Raw genomic sequence first — 25,329 nt, 5'->3', positions numbered from 1 at the left:
TCGGCACGGCCTGGCTCAGCGACAGCCAGGCTTGCAGCAAGAAACAACAGCGCCGCCACGCAAGATGGCGTGATCCGAGCCTGCGACAAGCACTCTCGTAGGATGCACAACCGCATGGCATGCATCGCGCTATCGAGGGGGAGCCGCCGCCGTGCTGGCTTGCCCAGCGCGGCGTCGTTTCATTTGTCACCCATAGCATCCTCTCGTGGCACGGCAGTCAAGCGCCCGTCTCGTCCGTCGCGCGCCGCTTTTCCCGAGAGATCTTTCCGAACGAGCGTCCGGAATTCTCAGCACGATTGACGAAATCGACCGTGATGAACTCGTCTCCGAGATCAACCGCCAGGGCGAGGCCTTCGCGCACAGGCCGCACCGCATCGCCGATGCTGAGCAGCTCGGCCGCGGCGAGGTCTCTGCGACCTCGCGACGACCTGGGTATCGACGCTCCTCGGAAACCGCGCACGGGCGCCGAACACGACCGGACCGAGCCAGGCAGCCGAGAGTAGGCGCAGCGCTCTGCGCGACCAGGTGCCCTGCTGAAGCAGGGCGACAAGGAGCAACGACGCGATGCGTCCGCCTCCGGCCGCCTCACGGCCGAAGGTTTCATTCGGCCGGACCCCCCCTCGCCCGAGGGCATGTGCAGCCCGCGGGCGCCGCCGGGCGTCCAGCTGGGCAAACACGACCGCTCAACAGTACCAGGGCAGGCCGTCGAGGCTCAGACGCGATCTCCAGCACCGAGCGGCCCCGTCGAGATACAACGACGGCACCGCGGGTACTCCACACGAATCGTGTGGGAACGCACTCAGCCAGGTGCGTACAAGGATTGAAGAACGATGCGTCGAGTGAGAGGCAGTGCGAAGGGGGGGACTTGAACCCCCACGGTGTTACCCGCTAGCACCTCAAGCTAGTGCGTCTGCCAATTCCGCCACCTTCGCGAGTGCGTTGCGGGACGGAACCTACCCAGCTGGCCAGGGAAGTCAAGCTAATCCTCTCGGAGCCGTCCCGCGGCGCGGTTCTCGCGCCGCCCAGCGCAGCGTGCCGGCCGAGCGGCGTCGGCGGCGGCGGCCATCCCTCGGTGCGCGGCGCGACCCGAGATGCGACCCGAGGCGCGCCCCTCAGCGGACGAGCGCCTCGACGATCTCGCGGATCTCGAACGGCTTGCGCACCCAGGACACGCCGGAGTTCGAAGGGAGGGGAGCGGCGACGGCGCTGCCGGACATCACCACGAGCCGCGCGTCGGGGTTGGCCCTGCGCACGGCGGAGACGGTGCCGAGGACGTCCTGCTCGATCGGCGAGATGTCGAGCAACGCCGCCTGGAACGGACCGGACGCGAGCGCGCCCGGCAGCTCGAGCGCGCTCTGCACGCTGACGATGCTCGCGCCGCGCGCGGTGAGCGCCGTGTCGAGCAGATCCACCACCGCGTCGTCGTCCTCGACCACCAGGATCCTCACGCCGTCGAGGACCGCCCCCGGCAGCAGCGACGTCCTGCTCCGCGGCACGGGCGGCGCCTCCTCGGCCTCTCCGCCGCCGGACGGGCGGTCGGCAGGCGCGAAGCCCTCGATGGGCCAGCGCAGCTCGAAGCGGGCGCCCTCCTCCGACGGGGCGAGCGTGAGCGCGCCGCCGGCGGCGCTGGCCAGCGCCGCAGAGTGACGGAGACCGATGCCCGCCCCGCCCGGACGCGTCGAGACGCCGGAGCTCAGCAGCGTCGCGCGGCGCGACAGCGGCACCCCGGGCCCCTGATCGGCCACGCCGACGATCACCGCAGCACCGTCGAGCCTGGCATCCACGCGCACAGCAGAGCCGCGGGGCGAGAGCGCGACGGCGTTGAGCAGCAGGTTCGTCAAGATCTGCACCACCGCGGCGCCGTTGCTCACGCAGGTCCGCGCGACGGCGGGATCGATCGCCGCGCGGAGCGCGATCGCCGAGCGGCGCGCCTCGGAATCGAGCCCGGTCACCGCATCGTCGACGACATCGGCGAGCAGGCGCGTCGGCTCGCCCAGCGCCGTCGGCGCGACCTCGCCGGCCGGACGCCCCTCGGCGTCGGCGCTGATGGCTCGCCGGATCAGGCGGCGAGCGTCACGCGCCCGCGACACGGCGACGCCAAGCGCACGGCTCAGCTCGGGGCCTTGCTCGCCCTGGGCCCGCTCGACGCAACCCACGATGACCGTGAGCGCATTCGAGACCTCGTGCAGCGCGACCGCGAGCTCGTGCGCGGACGGTAGGGACGTCGCGCTCGCGCGCTCCTCCTCGGTACGCTGTCCCGGATCGCCGCGCAGAGGTGGCGCGAAGGTCAGGCCATCGTCTGTTGAAGGCTCCGATATCCCATCGCGCGTCGGCTGCGCCACGGGCGTTAGCCTATCTCGCTCCGCGCTGAGCTGGTACCGCCCTTTTTCGCTCCGACTTCACCGAGACGTCGACGGGGGGAGCAGCAGGACGTAGGAGCCGTCGGGCGCCGACCGGGTCTCGCCGACCTGGATGACCCCCGTGAGCGTCCCCTGCGCGGCCTTGCTCTCGACCGGAAGCCAGGCCACGACCGCGGCGTCGCCGAGCTCGGCGCCCGACGCGTCGCGGACGACGCCCTGGAGCACGGCCGGATACGGCATGGCGAGCTCGAGGTCGGTGACCGCAGCGTCCGTCGCAGGGACCACGAGGCGCGGCCGGACGAGCCACGGGTAGGCAGAGCCCGGCGTCGGCCGGACCGAGAAGTCGAACTCCCCGGGGTCGGCGCGGATGGAGAACGCGCCGTCGCGCAGGACCCCGGACGCCTGCCGGGGCAGCAGCGGCTCGGGCGTCAGCACCTGATGGAGGTAGGTCGTGCCCTCGCCGAGGGAGGGGACCGCGAACACGCTCGCGCCATCCATCAACTCGCCCTTGGGCCCCTGGACGCGGCCGCGCAGCGTCCCGGCCTCCGGGAGGACGACCGACTGGCCGCAGTAGCAGTCGTCGCCGGCGGCGAACTTGAGCGGCTGCCTGGCTTTCGCCTTGGTTGTGTCGTTGATCGGCTGCGCGAAGACGACGTACTCGCCGGGCGGGAGGTCGGCCCGGAAGAGGCCGTTCGCGTCCGTCTCGGTGTCCAGCTTGTAGGCGGCGGTCGGGGCCTGGTCGATGTTCGCGCTCTGGATGCGGACGGCCGAGGGCACCGGGTTGTCCATCGTGTCGAGCGTCCGGCCCTCCACGCGGCGCGCCGCCGCGTCGAGCTGGAGCAGCGAGAGGGCCAGGTTCGCCGTGGACCCATGGAGCGCTACCTCCTCGAGCCCCCAGTAAACCGTCGGCCGCGGCTCGCCGTCCCTGGGACGCAGGCGAATGCGCGGGATCTCGTCCCTGTCGGGCCAGTAGAACTTCACGCTGAACTCGACCCGCGATGCGGTCCCCGGCGGGCCCGACTCGCCCTGATGGAGGATGCCGACCTGCGAGATGACGCTGCCGGTCAGCGGCTCGACGAGATCGAGCTTCCACCCGTCGACGCGCACGCCCGCCGGCACCTGCAGGCTGCCTTGGAGCACGGCGGGAGCCTCGGCGTTGATGCCGAGCGTCCATTGCTCAGGGACCAGCTGGTTCGGCAGGAAGATCGGCGGGGGGACGTCGCGGCAGCCGCTGCGCGCCTGCGGGACCAGGTAGAGATGGTAGCTGCCGGCAGGGATCGCGAGCTGGAACCTCTGGCTGTCGCCGTTCGGCTCCGAGAGCGCCGAGTAGCTCTGCGTGGGCAGGCCCGGGACGGGCGCGATGCGCCGGAACTCGGCCTTCACCGGGAACTGCCCGCCGGTGGTGAGGCCGTCGCAGTAGGAGCCGCCCAGGCGCAGCGTGACCTCCACGCGCGCAGGCGGGGGGAGCCCGAGATCGAGGGAATGCACCTGTCCGCCGGGAGCGTCAGGTGAAAAGCGGCTGCCCACGTCGACGTCGAGGAGATGGGAGACCTCCGCGCCCACCTCGCGCGAGGCGCGCGGCCGGATCTCCAGGATGAGCCCATCCAGGCGCGCGCTGGTCGAGACGCACGCGCGCTGCCCGCTGACATCCGCGCAGGTCGCCCCCGGACCACACTCGGCCGACAAGTCGCAGGCGTTCGTGGGGCCGGACTCCATGGACTCGAGGGGAATGCTGCAAGCCACCGAGGCCGGTAGGCAGGCGAGCAGCAAGGCACGCACGGCGGGTCGCGCGCTCACAGCGGCCTCCTCGCCGAGAGCGCGACGCGCTCGGCGCAGAGCGCGCACCCACGCCGTCCCGGCGCGGTGAGGGAGCGCGACGGCTCCGCCGGGACGCCGGCGATCGGCAGCGGTCGAGCTGAGGAGAGCAACACGCGGTGCCCGAGCGGGTCCGCACCCGAGCAGGCGCAGGGAAAAATCACGCTAGAAAGAGAAGGCGATGTTCGTGCCAGCTCGCCGCCGGCGTTCCGGGCAGCGCGAAGCGCGCCTGCTGTCGGTTGAGCAGCGCGCAACCGGCGGCGGGGCTCTGACAGCGCTGTCGCGTTGAGGCGGACGCGCGGAGGTGGCCAGGCCGCAATCGTCGCAGCGGAGTGAAACGTGGGCGTGCACACGGGAGGCCTCGGGTGGATGGGGGGCAACACGGTCCGTGCCGGCGCCGCGGGGCGCGCGGTCCGGGGCAGGGAGCCTCGTCGCCGCTGGCGTCAGCGCGGCGGCAGCCTCGACGCCTACGTGCCTGCACGGAAGCGCGAGCTGCCCGTGTCGAGCCGCCGGAGCGAAGGCACCGTACCGGGCTGCCATCGCGCTTCGGCGTACTCCATCCGCGTGGCGAGGCGTACGAGATCGGCGATCTCCGGGTACGCCGCGCACGCCGCGGCGAGCCCCTCGGGCTCGGAGAGCGGGGCAGCCAGCTCCAGGCCGCGCTCCTTGAGGGTCGCGTGCACCGCGGTGGCGAGGTTGCCCGCGGCGAAGAGGCCGGCGCGACGCATGGCGGTGCGGGTCATCTTGACGGCCGCCTCGTAGGTCATCTTGCTGGCGCTGTCGCAGATCTCGCGGAGGCGACGCTCGGCGCGGGGGGGGATGAGCTGCCAGAGGTTCTGCTCGAGCCGCACCACAGCCGGGTTGCCGCGGCTGCTGTACGCGGTGTCCTCGAGCGGGCCGAAGGCGGCGACGATCGCGGAGAGGAGCGTGCGGAGCTCGTCCTCGGCGCAGGTGTTCACGAGGACATAGTCGGGCATGGCGCCGGCCAGGTGAGCGCCGAGCAGGTAACGCAGCTCGGGGGTGTCCTCGCGGATCTCGCCCCGCAGCAGCACGGCCGGCGGGTTGACCCGGATCACCTGGCCCTCGGGCGACGCCGGAGCAGGCGACGGCGCGCGCTGGTGGTAGAGCGCGGTGCGCAGGAGACCGAGGTGACCGGCCACGACACCGTAGAGCTCACCGAGCAGGGTCGGCGAGGTCGGCTGGACCCGCTCGGAGGCGACGAGCCCGGACTGGGCCGCGTCGCGGCGATAGAGCCCGGTCTCCCAGACGAGCGCGAGCGCCTCGTTGACCGGAGAGTCCAGGTCACGGAAGAGCAGGGCGCTCACGAGCTCCGGAGCGTCGCGCTGCGCGGCGAGGAGCGGCGGCGAGACGGCGCCCTCGCCGCGTCGGTCGGACGGCTCGTCGCCCTCGAAGGCGCGCAGCACGTGCTCGATGGCGCGGGCATAGGTCATGTTCTTGTCGGCGATCGCGGCCGCCTGGAGGCGCTCGAGGGTGCCCCGATCACCGAGCCGCAGGTGCGCCTGCATCCGGCGGACCGCCAGCGCCTCGCGCGAGCGATCGTCGCGCGGGGCGAAGCTCTCCATGAGCTGCTCGCCAGCCTCGTACGAGCCAGCGGCGAGCTCGCGGAAGAGCGCGGCCTCCTCGAAGCTCTCGGCCGCGGACGGCGGCCACGTGGTCAGGAGACGCGTCGCGGAGGAGGGCGGCTGGAGCGACGGCGGGGCGGAGACCGGCGGCGCAGCGTGCTGCGCGCCGATGCCGGCGCGGCCCGAGGCGGCGCCGCGGCGCGCACCGCTGCTCTCCGCAGCGCCGGGGGCCGGCGCCCGCGAGGCCGGCGGGGTGACCGCCGACCCATCGAGCAGCTCGTCGTCCGATAGCGCGGGAGAGCTGGCCCGGGACGCGTCGGCGGCGATCAGCGACTCGTCGAGCGGATCGTTGAGCTCGACAAGATCGATGTGCGGGTTGCCGGAAGCCGGCGCGCTGCCGCTCGACGGCGCGCGGCTGCTCGACGGCGCGACGCCGCTCGACGGCGCGATGTCGCTCGACGGCGCGCGGCTGCTCGACGGCGCACGGCTGCTCGACGGCGCGACGCCGCCGGCCGCCGGGGAGAGGCCGGGCGGCGCCTCGGGTGCCACCGGGGCAGGCTCCGCGGCGACGACCCGGATCAGCGTGGCGTGAGGCACCTCCTCGGGCGGCAAGGTCGCCCGCTCGCTGGCCAGCTCGGCGTTCAGCTCGGCGATCTTCAGCCCCAGCGAACGATCCGAGCCCGCCAGCACCGTGGCCTGCGAGAGGATCTGCGCTGCGCGCTCCGGATCGCTCGCCGAGTGCAGGCGCGCGAGCTGCATCAGCGCGCGCGCGCGGTCGATCCCCGAGCTCTGCGCGACGAGCTCTTCGAGGGCCTTGCGGGCGGCCTCGGGCTCGCCCCGGGCCGCCGTGAGCTCCAGCTGGCGCCGCAGCGCCAGCGCGCGCGTCTCCGGCTCCGCCGCGGCCTCCTCGAGGAGCCGCGCGGCCGCCTCGAGCTCGCCGGCGTTCTGAGCGGTCTCGGCGGCGGCGAGCGCGACGCGGCCGCGCGCGCGCATGCCCTGGAGCTCGCCGCCGAGCGCGCGCTCGAACAGCGGAAGGGCGGCGGAGAAGTTCCGCTTCAGCGCCAGACGCTCCGCCATGCCGAGCGCGACCAGCGTGCTCGGGCCGACCTCGGCGTGGCGCCGGGTCAGCTCGCGCATGCCCGCGCCGTGGCCCTGGATGACGTCGAGCGTCTCGGCCAGCAGAAATGCGTGAAGGTCGACGTGCGCCGGGCGCAGGCGCGGCGCGATGCGCCCGAGCTCCTCCACCGCGGCCTGCGCGTCGCGCGGCGTCCCGGTCCCGCGCAGGCGATACTCGATGCGGCGCGCCTCGAGGACGGCGTCGGGAGAGTCCGGGGCGAGCTTCACGGCCCGGCGGGCGCGCTCGAGGGCCGTGGCGTCGTCGCCGAGCATCGAGGTGGCGCGCGCCGCCTCGACGAGCAGCTGCGCGCGCCGCTCGGGGGCGTCGCGCGACGCGCTGGCGAGCTGATCGAGCGCCGCGGCGAGCGCGTGACCGTCCCCCTCCCGGCGGGCGATCTCGACGCGGAGCTCGATCACGGCCTCGCGCGGGGCGATGCGAGCGACGCTCTCCAGGGTGTCCTTCGCGGACTCGATATCCCCGCCGCCGAGGTAGCTGCTGCACGCGCGGAGGTTGTACTCGGCCCGCTCGTCGGTGGTGGTCGCGAGATCGCCCAGCCTGCACCAGAGCGGGGCGGCGCGGAGCGGCGTCCCGAGCCGCTCGTAGATGTCCGCGAGGAACCGGAGCGCGCTCACGTCGTCCGGCGACGCCGCGAGCAAGGACTCCAGCTCGCCGCACGCCTCGTCGAGGAGGCCGAGGCGCTGCTCGAGCAGGGCGGCGCGCCGGAGCCGCAGCGCTCGCCGCGTGTCCGGCAGCGGAGCCGCCTCGATGCGGCGCGCGAGGAGGGCGGCGACGGCGGCGTGATCGCCGCGGTCGCTCGCGTCCTGCTCGACGACCTCGAGGGCGTGCATGTCGGTGAGGTCCAGCCGGGCGATCGTCTCGTAGAGCGCCACCACGGTGCCGCGATCGCCGAGCTCCTGGGCCAGCGGCGCGAGCTCGCGCAGCACGAGCAGCCGCTCCTCGTCGCTGGCGGCGGCGCCCTGGAGGCGCGTGAGCACGTCGAAGAGCTGCCGGTGATCGTCGCTGCGCCGGGCGAGCCGGATGAGCTCGTCGAGGTGCGCCTTGTCGAACGGCGTCTTCTGCGCGGCCTCCAGGAGGAGCTCCAGCGCGGCGTGGAGATCGCCGCCGGCGGCGAGGATGCCGGCGAGCTCGCGCGTCATCTCGAGGCGGACGGCGCCCGTGACGTCCACGCGCGCGAGCTCGGCCTCGAGGAGCGCCTGGAGATCGCCGCCGCGATCTTCGGCCGCGTACAGCCGCCGGAGCCGGGTGACGACCTCGACGCGCGTCTCGCCCTGGAGCTGGCCGCCGGCGAGCGCCCGCTCCAGGGCGACCGTGGCCTCCGCGCGCTTTCCCTCGCGCTCGTGCTTGTCGGCGAGGTGCAGCAGCGCCTCGAGGCGCCGCGCGACGGGCAGGGCGTCGTCCAGAGACCGCTTCAGCGCCTCGTCGCCGGTGGCCTCGACCGCCGCCTCCGCCTCGTAGGCGAGCGCGTCGTCCTCGGGCGCGCGCCGGGCCGCCTCCACGAGCAGCGCCGCCGCGACCGGCGGCACGCTCAGCGCGTCGGCGAGCTTGCTCGCCCACCGGAGCAGGGCAGGACCGACGCTCGAGTGCGGCCTCATCGCGGCGGCGTACACCGCCGCGATGAGGTGCGACGCCGGCTCGGTCTGCTGCGCGAGCTCGCCGACGATGTCGAGCAGCGTCTGGAACTCGTCGATGTCGCCGTCGGCGAGCATCGCGCGCTCGATCGCGGCGAGCGCGAGCGCGGGCGCGTCGAGGACCTCGACGGCGATGCGCGCCATCGCGAGCCCCGCGCGAGCCCCCTCGGGCCCCTCGAGCTTCGCGGTGCTGGCCTTGACCGCGCGGTCGAAGCGGATGGCCTCGACCTCCGGCTGCCCGGTGCACGCGACGAGATCGCGGATGGCCGCGCCGACGTCCTCGACGATCGCCGGATCCGGGCGCACGACCATCGCGCGGAGCAGGATGTCGAGGCGCAGCCGGAGGCCCTCCTCCGTGCGGCCGGTGAGGGCCGCGGCGCGCTTCAGCCAGGCGTTGCGCGACGCCGGATCGGCGGTCGCCGCCACCCGCTCGAGCGCGCGCACGGCCTCCGAGGGCTCGCCGGCGTGCTCGGCCAGCCGCGCGAGCAGCACGTACGAGGTGCCCTCGGTGGGCACCGCCTCGAAGCTGGCCACCGCGTGCGAGAGCGCGAGCTCGAAGGCGCCGCGCCGCTCCAGCTGCCGCGCCGCGCGGTAATGGGCCGCGCGGCGGCCGTAGCAGCCCAGGGCCGCGTCGGCGAGCAGCCGGTAGGTCTTGTCAAGGACGGCGACGCCGTCGTCGGCGTCGGCCGATTTCTCGACGAGCGCGACGGCGTCGGCGCGGAGGGGATCGAGCTCGATCGCGCTCGCCGCCGTGGCCAGCGCCCGCTCGGGCAAGCCATGCTCGTGCGCGAGGTTGGCGGCCTCGATCAGCAGGTTGGCGCGCCGGCGTCGCTCGGGTCCGACGTCGCCCGACCACCTGCTCTCCGCCGCTGCGGGCTGCGCTTCCGCTTCGCCCCGCGCCTCGGCGGCGCGGGCGACGATCGCGTCGATCGCGGCCTCGACACCCGCGAACTCGCACATGTCCCGCGCGTAGCGCTCGGCCCCGCTGCTCGGCGCCACCTCGCTCGCCCGGAAGAACGCCGCCTCGGCGCCGCGATGATCCTCCGCCAGGTCCCAGAGCAGGCTCCCGAGCTCGCGCCACGCGGCCGCCGCCTCCTCCGCGGCGTCGCCGCCCTGGGCGGTGAACGCCCGGGCCTTCGCCTCGACCAGCGCGATGGCGCCGTCGGAGCTCAGCCCCTTCGCGTCGAGCAGCGACGACTCGAGGCGCTGGACCCGCGCGAGGACCTCCTGGGGGTCGGCCACCGCCGCGGCGGCGCGCGCGAGCTCCTGCGCCGCGCCGTCGGGGTCGCCGCCGTCGAGGCGGCAGTCGGCGAGCATCAACATCAGCTCGGGGGCGTGCGGCGCCGTGATCTCGACGGCCAGCCACCGCTCGAGCACGGTCACGGCGAGGTGAGGATCGCCGGCGTGGCGCGCGAGCTCGAGCAGCCGCTCGCGCAGGAGCGGATTCTGAGGACCGAAGACGTCGAGCGAGCGCCTCGCGAGCGCCGTGCCGCGGGAGGGATCGAGGTCGTAGAGGGCGTGGAGCGCGCTCGCGAGCGGGGCCGCCATCTCGCCGAGCGGCTTGGGCTGCGCCAGGATCCACGCGAGCGCGTCCGAGAGCCGGGCCGCGTCGCCGGCGACCGCGGCGCGACGGATGAGCTCCGTGGTCGCCTGAGGGCACCCGGGCCGGAGCGCGAGCCAGCGCTGTGTCCACGCGAGCGCGAGCGGCAGCTCGCCCAGCGCCTCCAGCGCCCTGGCGAGGCCGTCGCAGAGCGCGCCGCGCGGGAACACCGTGGTGATCGAGCGCTCGATCGCGGCGACGACCGCGCGGTCGACCTCGAACGGAGCCGCCTCGCCCGCCTCCGCGGCGGCGGCGAGCTCCGCCGTGAAGATCGACGCGAGCGTGGCCGCGGCGCGCGTGCACGACGGATCGGCCTCGCAGGCGAGCGCCGCGATCTCGCGCGAGAGCGGCGCGGCGCGCACCCGCGCGTAGAGCGCCGCGGCGACCGCGAGCAGCACCGCGCGCAGCGCCGGCCAGACGGGCGCCGCGAGCTGCACGATCGCGTCGGCGCGCTCTCGCAGGCGCCCGGTCCGCGTGGCCAGCACGAGCGCGGCGCTGGCGGCGCCGCGGTGCCCCGGCGCCTCGCCGAGCAGCGGCGACACCTCGTCGAGCGCGCGGGCGTCCTGGCCTTGCCGCCGGGCGATCGCCGACAGGAGCAGCCGGGCGCGCACCAGCTCGACCCGCGTCAGCATGGGCACGCGCATCGCCTCGGACCTCGCGGAGCGCGCGCCCTCGGCCTCCGAGGACGGCGGCTGCGTCGCCTCGGCCAGCCGCGCGCGCAGCAGGGCGTCGAGCGCGGCGCCGCCCCCGGTCCGCCGGCTCAGCCGATCGAGCGCCAGGAGGCAGCCGCGGTCGGTCGGCAGCGCCCGCGAGAGCCCGACGAGCGCCTCCTCGTAGGCGGCGCGCTCGGTCGGGCGACCCCGGTAGATCACGACGAGCCGGCGGAGCGCGTCGATCCGCCCCTCGGCCGCGTCCGCGCCGCGGAGCGCTCGCTGCGCCGCGGCGAGCGCCTCGTCCTGCGCCTTGAGCCGCTCCGCGATCCGCTGGAGCCCCGCCGCGGAGCGCTCCGGGTCGCCGCCGACGTTCTTCAGCGTCTCGAACGCCCACTGCGCGAGGCCTGGGTCGCCGATCTTCTCCTCCGCGAGGCGGGCGAGCTCCGAGAGCGCGTCGATCCGCGCCGCCGCGTCCTCTCGCGCCCTCGCGTCCGAGCCCTCGCCGATGCGGATGAGCGCCTCGACGAGGGGCGCCATGTCGTGCAGGGTCGCCGCGTGCTCGCGCAGCGCGGAGCGCGCCGCCGCGCTGCTGGAGTCGCTCACCGCGGCCTCGATCCAGGCCTCCACGGCGCGGTCCGGGCTCGCGAGCGGGCCGGCATAGAGCCGCGCAAGCGCCGTGTACGCCTCGGCCCTCGGCCCCCCCACCCGCTGCTCGGACCGGATCTCGAGCCGCGCGGCCACGAGCTCGTAGAGCCCCGCCTGCTCGATCACCTCGTCGATCATGGGGGCTGCGTCGCCGTCGACCTCGCCGTCGAGGCCCGCGTCGAGCACGCAACCGGCCGCGCGCGCCCAGTCGCCCTCGCTCGTCGCGCCCTGGAGCCGGTGGCCGTGGACCGCCATCGCGCGCTGCAGCGCGGAGGGGGCAGAGGCCTCCCCCCCGGGCGCCCGCTCCGCGAGCGCTTCGGCGTGCGCCCGGAGCACCTCGTCGGCGGCGCCGTGCCGGCTGCGCACGAACAGCGCGGCGGCCATGGCCTTGGCGGCGGTGTCGTCGTGAGGGGCGATCTCGAAGGCGCGCAGGCGGTCCTCGAACGCCGCTTCCCGCTCCCGCGCGGCTTCGCGCCGCTTGGCCGCCTCCAGGTACGCCTTCGCCGCGACCGTGGGGAACACCTCCTCCGACGCCCAGGCGGCGATCGTGCCGAGCAGCTCGCTCGCCATCGCGTCGTCCGGGGCGAGCTCGCTCGCCTCTTCGAGCGCATCGACCGCGCCCGCGACGTCGCTGGCGCGCGCCAGGAGCACGGCGATCTTCACCAGCACCCGCGCCGTCGCGCCGGGCGGCTGCGCGTCATCGCGGAGGCCGCGCAGCGCCGCCGCGGCCAGGGCCGGCTCGCCCAGCCCCGCCAGCCAGCCGGCCAGCTCGCTCCTCATCGCGAGGTCGTCGCCCAGCGAGAGCGCTCGGCGCGCGAGCGCCGCCGCCTTGTCGAGCTCGACGCCGCGCGCGGCGAGGATCCTCGCGAGGGCGAGGGCCGCCTCGCGCTCCCCATGGGCGTCGCCGGCGGCGCGGCGGTCGTCCACGCGCGCGCGCCAGTAGGCTTCTTCAGCGCGCGGACCGCGGTGGCGCGACACCGGCGCGACGGATCGACTGCCCCCGATGACCAGCTGCCCCGCAGAGGCGGGCCCCGCTGGTTCCATCAGCTCCGGCGAATGCAGCGTCCTCCGCGCGCCCGACGCTGATGCTGCCCGTTCCGGAGGTGAAGAGCTCATTTCGGCGACCCGCTTCGGGTATTCTGAATCCGCTCAGCCTACCAGAACGACCGAGGTACAAGGCCAATCTTCCGGTGCGATCTCGCGCCTTACCGGAGCGTCACCGCGAACGGTAACACCGTGAGCGCCCTCTCTCCGGCCAGGAGCGGCGCCATCGCGGCAGCGAAGGTGCCCACCTCCGGCGCGACGCCGAGCCACTCGGGCAGCAGGGCCCCCGCCATCTCCTCCCGCGCGCGCTCCTTGAGCGCCGCGCGGTCCGGGGTCCGCGCGGCGTTCTCGCCGGCCTCGTCGCCGGTGGCCAGGAGCTCGAGCAGGCCTCCATCGTCCTGCTCGATCTCGACCGGCGCGTCCGCGGGCAGCTTCGCGAGCTCGCGCGCGAGCGCTACCGCCCGCTCCAGCCCGCCTAGCTCATCGACGAGCGAGCGCCCCTGGGCCTCGACCCCGCCGAAGATCCGCCCCTCCGCGGACGGCGCGATCGTCTCCAGCGGGAGGTTCCGCCCCGCCGTGATGCGCCTCAGGAACAGGTCGTAAACCGCCTCCATGGAGGCGAGCACGCGGGCGCGGGTGGGCTCGTCCCAGGGCGTGAGCGCCGACATGTACGCGGCGCGCGCTGCCCGCTCCGGATCCGGGTTGGCCGCGACGGTCTCTGCGTTGATCCCGATCTGCGCAAGCGCCTTCCCGACGGCGAACTTGCCGCTCACGACGCCGATCGAGCCGATGATGCTCGTCGGCTCGGCGAGGACCTGGGTGCCGGCGCAGGCGAGGTAGTAGCCGCCGCTCGCCGCCATGCCGCCGATCGACACGACCAGCGGCTTCTCCTCCCGCAGCCGCATCAGCTTCTGCCAGAGCAGATCCGAGGCCAGCGCGGACCCGCCGGGCGAATCGATCCGCAGCACGACCGCCTTCGTGCTCGTGTCCTTCGTGAGGCGCGTGATGATCCGTCCGAGCTCGCGCTCGCCGATCCCGTCCGACGAGCCGAGCGGCACCCCTCTGGCGGTCATGGTGATGCCGCCGATCGCCGGGACCACCGCCACGTGCGGCGTGCCCAGCGTGCTCGCCCCGGAGATCGCGCGGAACACGTCCACGAGGCTCCGCGACAGGCTCGGGTCGCGCGGGGCGCCGCCGAACCGCGGCACGGAGATCTCGGTGCCGGAGAGCTTCTTCGCGTCCTCGATCGCGGCCTCGAGATCGCCGAGCTCATCCACGAGCCCCCTCGCCTTCGCGTCCTCCGGGGCGAACGGGCCGTCCTCGACGGCCTCGCGGAGCTCCTGCTTGCCGCGCCCCTCCACGATGCCCGAGAGCCACGCCTCCCGCAGCCCGCCGAGCGCCGACTGGAGCGACTGGCGCGCCTCGGGGCTCGCCCCTTCGCGCGTGAACGGCTCGCTCGCGCCCTTGAACTTCCCCACCTGAAGGAAGTCGACGTCCACGTTGAGCTTGTCGAGGAGCCCCTTCGCGAACACCAGCTGCGCCGCGATCCCCACCGTGTCGACCTGCCCGGCCGGGCTCAGCCAGAGCTTGCTGCAGGCGGCGGCCGCCAGCAGCATCGTCGCGTTGTTGTACTCGTCCGCGTGACACACGACCGGCCGCCCCGCCTTGCGGATGTCGCCGAGGATCCGGCCGATCTCGTGGGCCCGCGCGAACCCGAGGCGCGCGCTCCCGAGCCGCACGAGGAAGCCCTTCGCGCCATCGGCCTCGGAGAGCGCCCGCAACGACTGCACGAGCTGCGCGTGCGTCCTGCCGCTGGGCGGGCCGAAGAGCGACGCCGATGCGCTCTCGGGGAGCCCGCGCGAGAGATCGATCTCGATGACCGCCGGCTCGTCGAGGCGCCCGGCAGGCGGCGCCGGCAGCGACGCCGCCCGCTCTCTCCCGGTGCACCCTGCCATCGATGCTGCCACCGCGAGGACGCCGGCACCGGCCCACCGCATCCGTCGAGCTCGGCGCTTACTCATGCTTGATCCCAGGCAGATCGGAGGTGTCGATCGCCGGCGCTGTCGTGCTCGGCGAGGCGGTCGGCGGCGGGTGCACGCCGGGGAGGTCGCTCGTGTCGATCGTACCGCCCGGGGCGACGTAGTCGTCCGGCACGCGGCCGTCGTCCGGCTCCGCCACCCGGCGGACGCGCCCCGGCGGCGCCGGCGCGGCCGGCGGGCTCGGCTCGGGAGCGACCGCCGGAGGGCTCTTCGGGCGCGCGCTCGAGACCGGGTCGGCGCCGCCGCTCGGCTCGTCCTGCGCCTTCTCGATCCGGTCGATGAAGGCCCGGAGCGGGCGCGCGAGCAGGTGCGGCCGGCTCATGGCGAGCAAGCGCTCGTTCTCGACGCGCGCGGCCGCGAGATCGCCGGACCGCGCGAGCGCGACAACGAGGAGCGCCCGCGCCCGCCCGGGGATCTGCTCGATGCTCGCCGCCGCCCGGAGCCGCTTCACGGCCCAGCTCGGCTGGGCCTCCGCGAGATCGAGCGCGGCCAGCGTGAGGGCGTTCTCCGGCTGCGCGCTCTCGGCCGAGATCGCGCCGACGAGCCGCCGCGCCGAGGCGAGGTCCCCCTGCATGCGGAGCAGATCGATCGCGGCACGGTTCACCTCGGCGTCCTCGGGCGCGACGCGCCGCGCGTGGTCGACCGCCTTGCCAGCGCGGTCGATCGCGCTCTGGAGCTCGTGGCGCATCGTGTCCAGATCCGGATCGTCCTCGGCGAGCAGCTGCAGCCGCAGCCACCGCATGTCCGCGTTCACCGTCTCGACCCGGGCCAGCGCCACGGCGACCCGCGGGTCGTCCTCGGCCAGCGCGCTCGCCTTGACGAGCTTGTCCCTCGCCGTCTCGAGATCCCCCTCCGTCAGGCTCCGCTCGCCGTCGGCGAGCAGGGTCGCGACGCGCTCGTCGCTCGTCGCCGGCCGGGCCTGGGCGGCCGGCTTGAGGTACTTCGGTCCGAGGGTCGCGACGCTCACCACCATGAGGCCGATGACGATGAGGCCGACGATCCACCGCGCGATCCCGGTCCTCCTCATGGGCAGCGAGGTGAACTGCGGTTCCCCGTCCCCTTCGTCGGCGTACGAGGGTCCCCCGTCGGGGTCGGCAGACGACACAAGCGGCATCGGCGCCCCAGCCCTCCGCGCTGCGCGATCCTCCGTGGCGGCGCGCGGCGCCCCGCCGCGCCTCGCCGCGGAGCCGTCTTCTCCCTGGCCGTCGGCGGGAGCAGACGCGGCCGCGCGCTCGACGCGCGGCGGCGGGACGCTGTTCGGGATCCGCAGCGGAGCGAGCCCGGCAGCCCGCCCCGGCGCTTCGCCGCCGGCGTCGGCGGCCCCAGGCTTGACGCTGCCGTGGCGCACCTCGGCGACCCCGGCGCCGCGGAGCGTCCGCGGCTCCTGCCGGCGCGCGGGGTACGCGTCCGGCAGCGGCGGCGCCTCTTCCGGCGGCACCACGACCCCGGGCAGCGCGCTCGGCTTGAGCATCGCCCGCGCCGGAGCGCCGGCATCGGGCTCGTAGACCGCGGGCATCGTCGCGCGGCGCGGCGAGGGGCGCTCCTTCGCGGACTGGACCTCCCGCACGTCCCGCACGACCGTCTCGGCCTCGTGGACGGACTCGGGGCCGGCCTCCTCGCTCGGCTCCGCGCGCGGGAGCGGGATCGCGATCGAGACCTCGGTCTGCGCCGGCGCTGGGCCGCCGAGCCCCTGGGGCGTCAGCGACCTCGAGCGGCCGGCCAGCGGCGAAGGCCCGCCGATGCCCAGCGCGGTCCCGGCCATGACAACGCTGCCCGGGCCCTTGAAGAACGGCTCCAGCTCCGCGATCGACCCGAGCCGACGCGGCCGCGCGTTGCCGCGCGAGATCACGTCATCGCGGGTGATCTGGCCCTGGGCGATCGCCGCCTGGAGTTCCCGGAGCATCTTGAACTCGAGCTCCCTGCCGCCGAGGGTGCGCACCACCCACCGCTCGGGGAGGGCGCCGTCGGTGCGGCGCACCTTGAACTGGTAGCCGCAGTTCGTGCACTTGACCGTCGTACCGCGCTCCGACACGAGCGCGTCGTCGAACTCGTATTCGGTGCTGCAACGCTCGCAGGTGACATCCATCGGCTCGACCGGTCCCCGTGTCCTCGCGAACGGCTGGCCCACAGGCGCGAGCCTGCCGGGATCCCTCGCTCGGAGGTGGCCGCCCGGAACTCGGCGGAACGGTAGCACGGGTTCCCCTGCGCGCCCCAGGCGGTCCGCGCCGCGCCGCGCCATCCCGCCCGGTCGCTGCGAACCGGCCTCCGCGAGGCGCGGCCCATGGGTCGCGCGGCCCATGGGTCGCGCACGGTCGCGCCGCGCGCGGCCACATCCCGACGTGAACGCGGCTTCACGGCGCGCGCGCGAGCGGCCGAAATTCGCCGCGCCTCGCCGGGCTTGTTCGGGGCATGTCGCTTGCTACGCTCGTCCGGTCGCGACCGTCACGCGCGAGGGCGCCCCCCCTCGACGCCGGGCGGCCGAATGCCTTCGGGAGACGGTGAATGAAGCGACTTACTCTGCTGGGTCTCGCGAGCGTGCTGGCGCCCCTCCTCGCGGGTTGCCCCATCTACGATGACGCCGACAGCGACTACTTCTGCGATGCAGAGGACTGCGGGTCCGGCGCCCCGAGCGCGAACGGCTGTGAGGAGCCGGCCGACTGCGGGGTCAACGAGACCTGCGGCCGGGACAACGAATGCCACGTCGGCGACTGCACCGCGTGGGGGTGTAGCGGCGGCTTCGAGTGCGTGATCGCCGACGATCGCACCGCCTCGTGCGTCGCGACCGGCTCCTCCGGGGAGGGCGGCGGCGGCAGCGGCGGCGGCGGAGGGGGCGGCGCGGTGTACTGCGGCAACCCCGACGACTGTGCCGCGGGCGAGACCTGCGCGCCGGACGGCACGTGCCAGCCCGGCAGCTGCGACCAGGTCCTCCCGAGCGGCGAGCCCCTCGGGTGCATCCACGGCCATGTCTGCGAAGGCAACGGCGACGCCGCGACCTGCGTCCCGGCGACCCCGGCCGCCTGCGGCGCCGACGCCGACTGCGCCGGCCTCGGCGCTGACTACCTCTGCGTGAGCGGCATCTGCACCGCGCCTCAGGACCAGTGCTTCGACCAGACCCAGTGTCCGGTCAACGACAAGTGCGTCGAGGGCAAATGCACGCCGGCCTGCAGCGAGGACGCCGACTGCCCCAGCAGCTACCGCTGCGACGCAACCCTCGGCACCTGCTCCCAGCCTGCGCAGCCCTGCGTCATCACCGACGACTGCGGCGGCCCCGCCGCCGTCTGCGTCGACGGCGCCTGCGTTCCGAGGAGCGACGGCGCCGACTGCCCCGAGGGCGACGTCTGGGTCGAGAACGGCTGCATCCCGAATCAGTCGAGCAACTTCGTGTGCCGCGAGGATGGCGCGCAGGACGTCTGCGCGCCGGGGTCGATCTGCCTGCACCACAGCTGCTACATCTCGTGCGAGCAGCCGAACCCGAACGCATGCGACAACCAGTCGCCCTCGCTGAGCGAGTGCAGGACCGTGACGACGTTCTCCGGCGTCCATCAGGTGTGCGGATCGAGCGAGAACCTCGGCGGCGAGTGCGAGCCCGAGACATCCTGCAGCGACGGCGGGGTCTGCGTCGACGGCTTCTGCCGCTAGCGCCGCGGCGCTCCTCGCACCGCGCTCGTATCCACGGCAGGGCGCCCGCGCGCCCTGCTCCCTCCGTGCGCAATATGCCCTTGGCATGCGCGCTGCCTCACGTCCCGCCGGTCACTGTTCCAGCCACGTGAATCCACGCTGAGGGATACGCGATGCTCGCGCCCCGAACGCTGTGCGAACCGACGGAGCCACAATGAAGGCAACCGATCTCGTCAATTACATGGCCGACATGTTCCCCTACAGGAGAAGGAGCTCACTCGACTGGATCGTTCCCGTTTCGGTCGGCCTCGGCCTCGGCGTCGCGGTCGGCGTCGGGGTCGGCGTCCTGGTCGCGCCGACCTCGGGTGACGAGGCGCGCCGCCGGCTGCGCAACAGCACAGGCCGGCTGCGCGAGCGCGCCGAGAAGGTCAAGGATCGCGCCCTGGGCGCCGCGCGGCGGGCTCAGGACGAGATCCAGGAGAGCACAAGCGCGCCCCCCGGGGAGCGCTCGTTCGCCAACGACCTCGGCGTTCGCTGAGCGAGCCCTCGGAGCAGGGCGCGAAGGCGCCGCACCGTCCCAGCGCGGCGCGGCGCCTTCCATCATTTCCCGAACGCTTTCCGGCGGCCGAGCGACATCTGCGCAGCCCGAGCGGCACAAGCGATGCTTTTCCGAGAGCAGATGGATTGAACGAGCCACCTCGCGAAGCGCGTCACAGGGGCCCTCGTCGAATGATGTATTACCGGACGCTCACTGCATTCTTCCCAGGCCGCACGGAAGCCGCGGGCGCGCTTGGCCGCCTGCTCGCCCTGGGCGTCGCGGCCGAGGACATCAGCATGGTGCCCAAGCAGCACTCCCGTCTGGACGAGATCGAGCTGACGATCCACAGCAAGGCGTCCGAAGGGGCCGCCTTGGGCGCCGTGATCGGAGGGCTCGTCGGGGGCGCGCTCGCCGCGATGACGGCGGGAGGAGCGCTGATCATCCCGAGGCTCGATGCGTTCCTGGCGGGGCCCATCGTCGCGTGCCTCGCCGGAGCGGGCGCCGCTGGCGCGGCCGGCACCCTGCTGGGCGCCGTGCTCGGCGCGCGCTTGCCCGAGTACGAGGCGCGGCGGCTCGACGAGGTCGGCAGCGCGGGCGGCGGCGCGGTGCTCTCCGTCCGGTGTCTGCCCGACGTGTCCCGCAGCGTCGAAGAGGTGCTGAGCGAGAGCGGCGGTCGACGCATCCGCAAGACGTACAGCCGCCAAGCCTGAAGGACGCTCGCCCGGCGCGGCGCGACCTCGTGGACGCCCGGCGCGCAGCGGCCGAGGCGACGCCTCGCGCGGGCGGCGCACGCCGGGCGCGACGTGGGGCGGTGCGCATCCCGCAAGAGGGCGGCGCAGGTGCCGCCGAAGGCGCACGCGCAGGTGGGTGGTGGCCGGATTTGAACATGAAGGCGGGAAGGCGGGAAGGCGGGAAGGCGGGAAGGCGGGAAGGCGGGAAGAAAAGATCAATGATCTTCCTGCATTCCCGCCTTCGTGGGATTCACTCCGGGGCCAACTGGGCCACCACCCGCAGGTGCTGGGGCGTCAGGGCGACGATCCGAGCTGTTCCTGGGATCGCGCCTGCTCGTCGAGGAAGGTTCCGACGGCGTGAGCGAAGGTGCTCTTGACATAGCTGCGGGTCGCGAAGGACCCGAGCCTGCTGAGCACGCGCGGCGTCAGGCCCCCGCCGAGCAGGAACCCGAGCCCAGCCGCCGCAGCGAGCGCTACATGCGGGTTCTCCCGCGCGAACGCCGAGACCGCCCGTGTGACCTCCGTTGCGTCGAGCCGGCCGAGCGCGTCGTTCACCTTCTCCCGCGCCTCGCGCTCCCGTGTCGCCTCGACCTCGCTTTCCGTCATGGTGACCTCCTCAACCCAGCCGTGTAACGACCCGTCCGATCAGGTATCCCACCGCGGCCACCACGCACAGCGTGGCCACGGGGCGCTCCTGCACGAGCGAGACGAGCCGCTCGTCCGCGCGGCGGACCTCGCTGAGGACGCGAGGGAAGACGGCGGGAACGTTCGCTTGCCGCTCCCCGAACACGGGCTCTTCTTCGATGCTTGCATCCTTGACGACCATCGTGAGCCGGTCTCCAGCAATGCCCGAACCACCCGAAAGACGTGCATCGGCTGCACGATCCGGAGACGGCGCACCGGCGCGGGGCAGCAGGCCGGGGAGATCCCGGAGAGAAGCGCGCGCGACGCGCGCGGGGCGGAGGCGCCTTCCGGGACGTTCGTGCTCACAGAAAAGAGGGCGCCGGGGGAGCGCCGCCCGCGGTGGCCTTGCGCGTCGGCTGCGCGCTTGCGGACCACCGCCCACCTGACGGGCCCGCGAGCGCGGAGCCTCGCGCTGGCGCACGAGGGTGGACAGCCTAGAAGCGCACGCCGAACGTCCTAGAAGCGCACGCCGAACGTCCTGAGCGCGCCGCGCAGCGCATCCGCGCCGTCGCACACGGCCACGCGCTCGGCGTGGGGCATCTGCCCCGCCCGCTGCGGATCGCCCTTGAACCAGACGGCCTGCATTCCTGCCGCGAGCGCGCCATCGACATCTGCAGCGAGGGAGTCGCCCACGTGGATCACCGCGGCGAGCGGCGCGCCGAGGCGCTCGGCTGTCCACGCGAAGATCTCCCTGCCCGGCTTCTCGAACCCGAGCCGCCCCGAATCCGCGACCGCCACGAAGTGCGCAGACCAGCCGAGCTCTTCGACCAGCTCGGCGAGCCGACCCTCCGAGTTCGACAGCACCGCGACCGGCACGCCGGCCCGCCTGAGCTCGACCACGACGTCGATCATCCCGGCGATCGGCCGGCGCCAGAGGTTCTTCCGGGGCTGCTCCGTCCAGAGCCAGTCGACCGCCGCGTCGAGCGCGCCGGCCGGCACGCCGCCCGCCTCGAGCAGGCGGCGCATCATGATCTTCCACGGGTGCCCGCCGAGCCCGCGCAGGATCGCGTCGTTGTAGGCGCGCCATCCCTCGTCGACCGCCCCGTCCAGCTGCTCCCGGGAGGCGGCGATGCCCCGCTCCGCGAGGCGGGCGGAGAGCAGCCCGGTGTCGAGCTCCACAAGGGTCTGGCCAAAGTCGAAAGAGACGGCGGTGGCAGGCTCGTTGCGCATGATTACTCGGCGTACATCGCCTCGATCTCGCGCGCAAAGTTCTGGCTCACGTTGCGCCGCTTGATCTTCAGCGTCGGCGTGAGCTCGCCGTCCTCGATGGTGAAGCCGCGCGGCAGGATCGAGAATTTCTTGATCGTCTCGACCTGCGCGAGCTGGCCGTTCACCTCGTCGACGGCCCGCTGCACGGCCTCTTGGATCTCCGGCGACGCGTGCGAGAGGTCGCCGCTCTGCCCGCGCTCGGCCGCGAAGCGCTTCACGGCGTCGGGCGCCAGCACGAGCAGGGCCGTGAGGAACCTGCGCCGGTCGCCGACGACCACCGCCTCGGCGATGAGACCGTGGCGCTTCAGCGCCTCCTCGATGTTCTTGGGAGAGACGTTCTTTCCGCCGGCCGTGATGAGGATCTCCTTCTTCCGCCCGGTGATGTGGAGGAACCCCTCCTCGTCGAACCTGCCGAGATCCCCCGAGTGGAGCCAGCCGTCGACGAGGGCCTGCGCCGTCGCCTCCTCGTCCTTGTAGTAGCCGAGGAACACGGTCGGCCCCTTCACGAGGATCTCGCCGTCGTCGGCGATCCTCACGTCCAGGCCCGGCACCGCGGGGCCGACGGAGCCGAGCTTCGTCCTGCCCGACAGGTTGTAGCTCGTCGCGCCGGTCACCTCCGACTGGCCGTAGACCTCGGTGATCAGGATATCGAGCGACGCGAAGAGCTCGAGGAGCTCCTTCGCGATGGGCGCCGCGCCGCTGCTGCACACGTGCGCCCGGCCGAGCCCCAGGGCCGCCTTCACCTTCGAGTAGACAAGCTTGTCGAAGAGGCGGTGCTGCAGCGCGAGCAACGGCCCCGGCTTCTCGCCCCGCGCGCGGAGCTCGCTGTGCTGGAGGCCGACGCGCCGCGCCTGCTCGAGCGAGAGCTTCTGCACGCCCTTCGCCCCGGAGAGCTTCGCTTCGATCCCGGCCCTCATCTTCTCCCAGACGCGCGGGACCCCGAAGAAGGCGGTCGGACGCACCTCCCTGAGGTTGTCCGCGAGCGCCTCCATCGACTCGGCGAAGTACACGGCCGCGCCGACCGAGGCCGGGATGTGGATCGTGAACATCTGCTCGGCGATGTGCGACAGCGGCAGGTAGGACAGGCCGATGTCCCAGGGCGAGAACGGGAGGATGCGCGCCGCCAGGTCGGCCGAGCTCGTGAGGTTCTCGTGGCTCAGCATGACCCCCTTCGGCGGCCCCACCGTCCCGGAGGTGTAGAGCAGCGTCGCGAGCCCCCGCGGCTCGAGCGCGTCGAGCCGCTGCTCGAGCAGCTCGTCCGAGATCCGGCTGCCCCGGGCGAGGAACTCGTCCCACGACAGCACCCGCGGATCGCCCTCCGGCGCCGCGCCCTGCATCAGCACCACCCACGCGAGCTGCGGCAGCCGATCCCACTGGCGGAGGACCTTCTCGAGCTGGTCCCTGTTCTCGACCAGCACCAGCTTCGAGGCCGAATGGTGCACGACGTGGCGCACCTCCTCGGGCGAGCACGTCGTGTAGATGCCCGCGGGAGCGCCCCCGATCGCCATGCCGGCCACGTGGAGCACCACCCACTCGGGCCGGTTGAAGCCGAGGAGGCTCAGCTTGTCGCCCGGCGCGACGCCGAGCGCGATGAGCGACTTGCCGGCGCGCCGCACCTCGCCCGCGTACTCCCGGAAGCTGGTCATCCGCCAGAACCCCCCCTCCTTGACGTAGTGGGCTGGAGCCTCGGGCCGCGCCTTCGCCTGACCCAGCAAGCGCCGCGGAATCGAGTCACAGGGCATCGGCTACCTCTTCACAAGAAATGGTGCGCAAGTCAGGGCGAGCTTCTCACATCCTCCCCCCAGGTACAGGAACCTCGCCGCGAGTGACATTTTTCACAATAGCAGGCGCCGCGTCGGGTTGCCGAGGGCTTCTGGGCTGGATGCCGGCTCGCCGTCATGGGCGAGCGCGATCGGCGCCCGCCCGATGCGATGCAAGCGCTTGCCCGCGCTGCGGTCTGCTTGACTGGACGTCGCTGGATCAGGACCATTCTGCGGTGAGCGAGCCCAAGGGGACGAACGACGAGGCTGACTGGGCGGTGGACTCCGCTCGCAGCAACGAGCTCGCCGCCTCTGGCCCGCCGGAGCATGTGCAGACGACGATCGACACGCGGACCCTGCGGTCCAGGCAGCTGCCCGTCCCTGCGTCCTCCGAGCCTCCGCCGACGGTCCCCATGCGGCGCCCGGACCGCGACGCGCCGACCCCCGTCGGCCGGGATGCGCCGCCGGATGTGCCGCTGTCCCCTCCCGACCGGGACCCGCGCAGCCTCGGCAAGTATCGGTTCATCGCGACGCTCGGGCACGGGGGCATGGCGGACGTGCACCTGGCGGTCGCGGTGGGGCCGGCAGGCTTCAGCAAGCTGCAGGTCATCAAGCGCCTGCGGCCCAACATCGCCGACGAGCCCGAGTTCCGGGACATGCTCCTCGACGAGGCCCGCCTCGCCGCCCGGCTGAACCACCGCAACGTGGTGCAGACCAACGAGGTCGGCCTCGCGGACGGCGAGTACTTCATCGCCATGGAGTACCTCGACGGGCAGCCGCTCAGCCGGGTGATCTCCCGCGCGCGCGAGCAGGAGCGCGCGATCCCGCTGGCCGTCTCGCTGTGGATCCTCAGCGAGGTGCTGGCCGGCCTCCACTACGCCCACGAGCTCGTCGACTACGACGGGACGCCGCTCCACGTCGTGCATCGCGACGTCAGCCCCCACAACATCTTCATCACGTACGACGGTCAGGTGAAGATCGTCGACTTCGGGATCGCGCTCGCGGCGCACCGTGTCGTCGAGACGCAGGCCGGCACGCTGAAGGGCAAGGTCGCGTACATGGCGCCGGAGCAGGCGTTCGCGCACTCTTCCCAGATCGATCGGCGCGCGGACCTCTTCTCGGCCGGCGTCATCCTCTGGGAGGTGCTCACCGGCCGCCGCCTCTGGCGCGGCCTGACGGATCCGCAGATCATCTCGCGCCTGATGCGGGACATCCCGGACGTGCGGTCCGCCCGCCCCGACGTGCCCTTCGAGCTCGCGCGCATCTGCGCCCAGGCGCTCGCCCGCTCGCCCAGCCGACGCTATTCGACGGCCGCCGATCTGCGCGCGGAGCTCGATCGCTACGCGGAGCGCCGGAGAGAGCAGGTGGCGGCCGAGCAGGTCGGCGAGCTCATGGGCGAGCTGTTCGCCAACGAGCGGGCGGAGATCCGGGCGATCATCGATCGCCAGCTCAAGCAGCTGCGGGAGCACGGCCCCGACGCGGGAGGCGCGGAGCTCGCCGGCCGCGCGTCGAAGCTGCCTTCGCTGCCGATGCGCGAGCCGCTCGACTCCTATCCTTCCGCGGATGAGGGGGCGATCACGACCTCCTCGCCCCCGACGCCTGCGCGTCCGCTCCACCGCTCGAGCCCGCCGCAGGCGACGCTCCACGCCGTCGTGCGGACCGAGCCCGCCCCCGCCGCTCAGCCCGCGCCGGCGCCGCGGCGCTCGCGGCTGCCGCTCGTCGCGTCCGCAGCGGTCATCGCGCTGATCGGCGCCGCGACGCTGTACCTGAAGGTGCGCGATCCGGGCCGGCAGAGCGTCCGCATGACCGCGCCGCCGGCCCAGAGCGCACCGCCTGCGCCGACGTCTGCGCCGGCGCTGCCGAGCGCCGAGCTCTCCCCGCCGGCAGCCGAGAGCAGCGCCCGACGCGCGGGGGCGGGTGCTGCGCTCCTCCGCGCGTCGATCAAGGCGAGCCCGACCAGCGCGCAGATCCTCGTCGACGGGGTAGCGCTCCCCTCGAATCCTTTCGACGGCAAGCTCATCAAGGACGGCGCGGCGCATCGGATCGAGATCTCCGCTCCAGGCCACGTCGCGCAGCGACGGATGCTCGTGTTCGACAGGGACATCGAGCTCGAGGTGACGCTCCACCAGACGCAGCGGGGGCCGGCCCCCTCCCCCACGGCCAGGGCCACCGCGACCGCGCAGCCCGGCGCGCCCCCGGCCAAGGTGGCTCCGACCCTCGCCTCACCCGCCGAGGAGGCTCCGACCCTCCCGCCGCCGAAGCCCGATCCGTACTGACGCGACGG

14 protein-coding genes and 1 tRNA gene are annotated in these 25,329 nt (G+C 73.8%); 4 read left to right on the top strand and 11 right to left on the bottom strand.

All coding sequences use genetic code 11. From position 1 onward, the window contains the following. Positions 1-217 precede the first annotated feature (217 nt). The 7 genes from WMF28_RS42330 to WMF28_RS42300 form a co-directional block, all read right to left on the bottom strand. On the bottom strand, positions 218-361 hold the full coding sequence (locus tag WMF28_RS42330) for a hypothetical protein (RefSeq protein WP_437599427.1): 144 nt from the start codon (positions 359-361) through the stop codon (positions 218-220). A gap of 489 nt (positions 362-850) precedes the next feature. Further along, positions 851-932 (bottom strand) — tRNA-Leu (locus WMF28_RS42325). A 180-nt stretch (positions 933-1,112) separates the two neighbouring features. Beyond that, complete coding sequence (locus WMF28_RS42320) at positions 1,113-2,342, bottom strand: ATP-binding protein (protein WP_437599426.1); 1,230 nt, start codon at positions 2,340-2,342, stop codon at positions 1,113-1,115. Between the two features lie 57 nt (positions 2,343-2,399). Continuing rightward, a complete protein-coding gene (locus tag WMF28_RS42315) occupies positions 2,400-4,157 on the bottom strand; it encodes a carboxypeptidase-like regulatory domain-containing protein (protein WP_437599425.1) in 1,758 nt (585 codons plus the stop codon). Positions 4,158-4,642: 485 nt separating this feature from the next. Further along, positions 4,643-12,349 (bottom strand): hypothetical protein, encoded by a 7,707-nt coding sequence (locus tag WMF28_RS42310; protein ID WP_437599424.1) that lies wholly within the window; start codon positions 12,347-12,349, stop codon positions 4,643-4,645. Positions 12,350-12,627: 278 nt separating this feature from the next. Next, positions 12,628-14,487 (bottom strand): S49 family peptidase, encoded by a 1,860-nt coding sequence (locus tag WMF28_RS42305; protein WP_437599423.1) that lies wholly within the window; start codon positions 14,485-14,487, stop codon positions 12,628-12,630. Next, positions 14,480-16,591 (bottom strand): zinc-ribbon domain-containing protein, encoded by a 2,112-nt coding sequence (locus WMF28_RS42300; RefSeq protein WP_437599422.1) that lies wholly within the window; start codon positions 16,589-16,591, stop codon positions 14,480-14,482. The genes WMF28_RS42305 and WMF28_RS42300 overlap by 8 nt, the downstream gene beginning before the upstream one ends. A gap of 416 nt (positions 16,592-17,007) precedes the next feature. On the opposite strand from WMF28_RS42300, the gene WMF28_RS42295 reads away from it, so the two are divergent. The 3 genes from WMF28_RS42295 (at position 17,008) to WMF28_RS42285 (ending at position 19,371) form a co-directional block, all read left to right on the top strand. Then, entirely contained in the window at positions 17,008-18,144 is a 1,137-nt protein-coding gene (locus WMF28_RS42295) for a hypothetical protein (protein ID WP_437599421.1), read from the top strand. A 193-nt stretch (positions 18,145-18,337) separates the two neighbouring features. After that, entirely contained in the window at positions 18,338-18,661 is a 324-nt protein-coding gene (locus WMF28_RS42290) for a YtxH domain-containing protein (protein WP_437599420.1), read from the top strand. 191 nt (positions 18,662-18,852) lie between these two features. Beyond that, positions 18,853-19,371, top strand: coding sequence for a hypothetical protein (locus WMF28_RS42285; protein ID WP_437599419.1), 519 nt, complete (start codon positions 18,853-18,855; stop codon positions 19,369-19,371). 315 nt (positions 19,372-19,686) lie between these two features. Here the strand turns inward: WMF28_RS42285 and WMF28_RS42280 are convergent, their stop codons facing one another. From WMF28_RS42280 to WMF28_RS42265, 4 genes are all read right to left on the bottom strand, one after another. Beyond that, positions 19,687-19,998: a hypothetical protein gene (locus tag WMF28_RS42280; protein WP_437576972.1), complete on the bottom strand. Its 312-nt coding sequence runs from the start codon at positions 19,996-19,998 to the stop codon at positions 19,687-19,689. Between the two features lie 10 nt (positions 19,999-20,008). After that, entirely contained in the window at positions 20,009-20,218 is a 210-nt protein-coding gene (locus WMF28_RS42275) for a hypothetical protein (protein ID WP_437599418.1), read from the bottom strand. A 314-nt stretch (positions 20,219-20,532) separates the two neighbouring features. Continuing rightward, positions 20,533-21,246: an HAD family hydrolase gene (locus tag WMF28_RS42270; protein ID WP_437599417.1), complete on the bottom strand. Its 714-nt coding sequence runs from the start codon at positions 21,244-21,246 to the stop codon at positions 20,533-20,535. Between the two features lie 2 nt (positions 21,247-21,248). After that, positions 21,249-23,027 (bottom strand): AMP-dependent synthetase/ligase, encoded by a 1,779-nt coding sequence (locus tag WMF28_RS42265; protein ID WP_437599416.1) that lies wholly within the window; start codon positions 23,025-23,027, stop codon positions 21,249-21,251. Positions 23,028-23,281: 254 nt separating this feature from the next. Between WMF28_RS42265 and WMF28_RS42260 the strand changes: the two genes are divergently transcribed. After that, entirely contained in the window at positions 23,282-25,321 is a 2,040-nt protein-coding gene (locus WMF28_RS42260) for a serine/threonine protein kinase (RefSeq protein ID WP_437599415.1), read from the top strand. Positions 25,322-25,329: the final 8 nt, after the last annotated feature.

Source organism: Sorangium sp. So ce590, assembly GCF_051521365.1.
Taxonomy (GTDB): Bacteria; Myxococcota_A; Polyangia; order Polyangiales; family Polyangiaceae; genus Sorangium.
The sequence above is the reverse complement of the archived record's forward strand: the minus strand, read 5'-3'. Positions and strand labels throughout refer to the sequence as shown.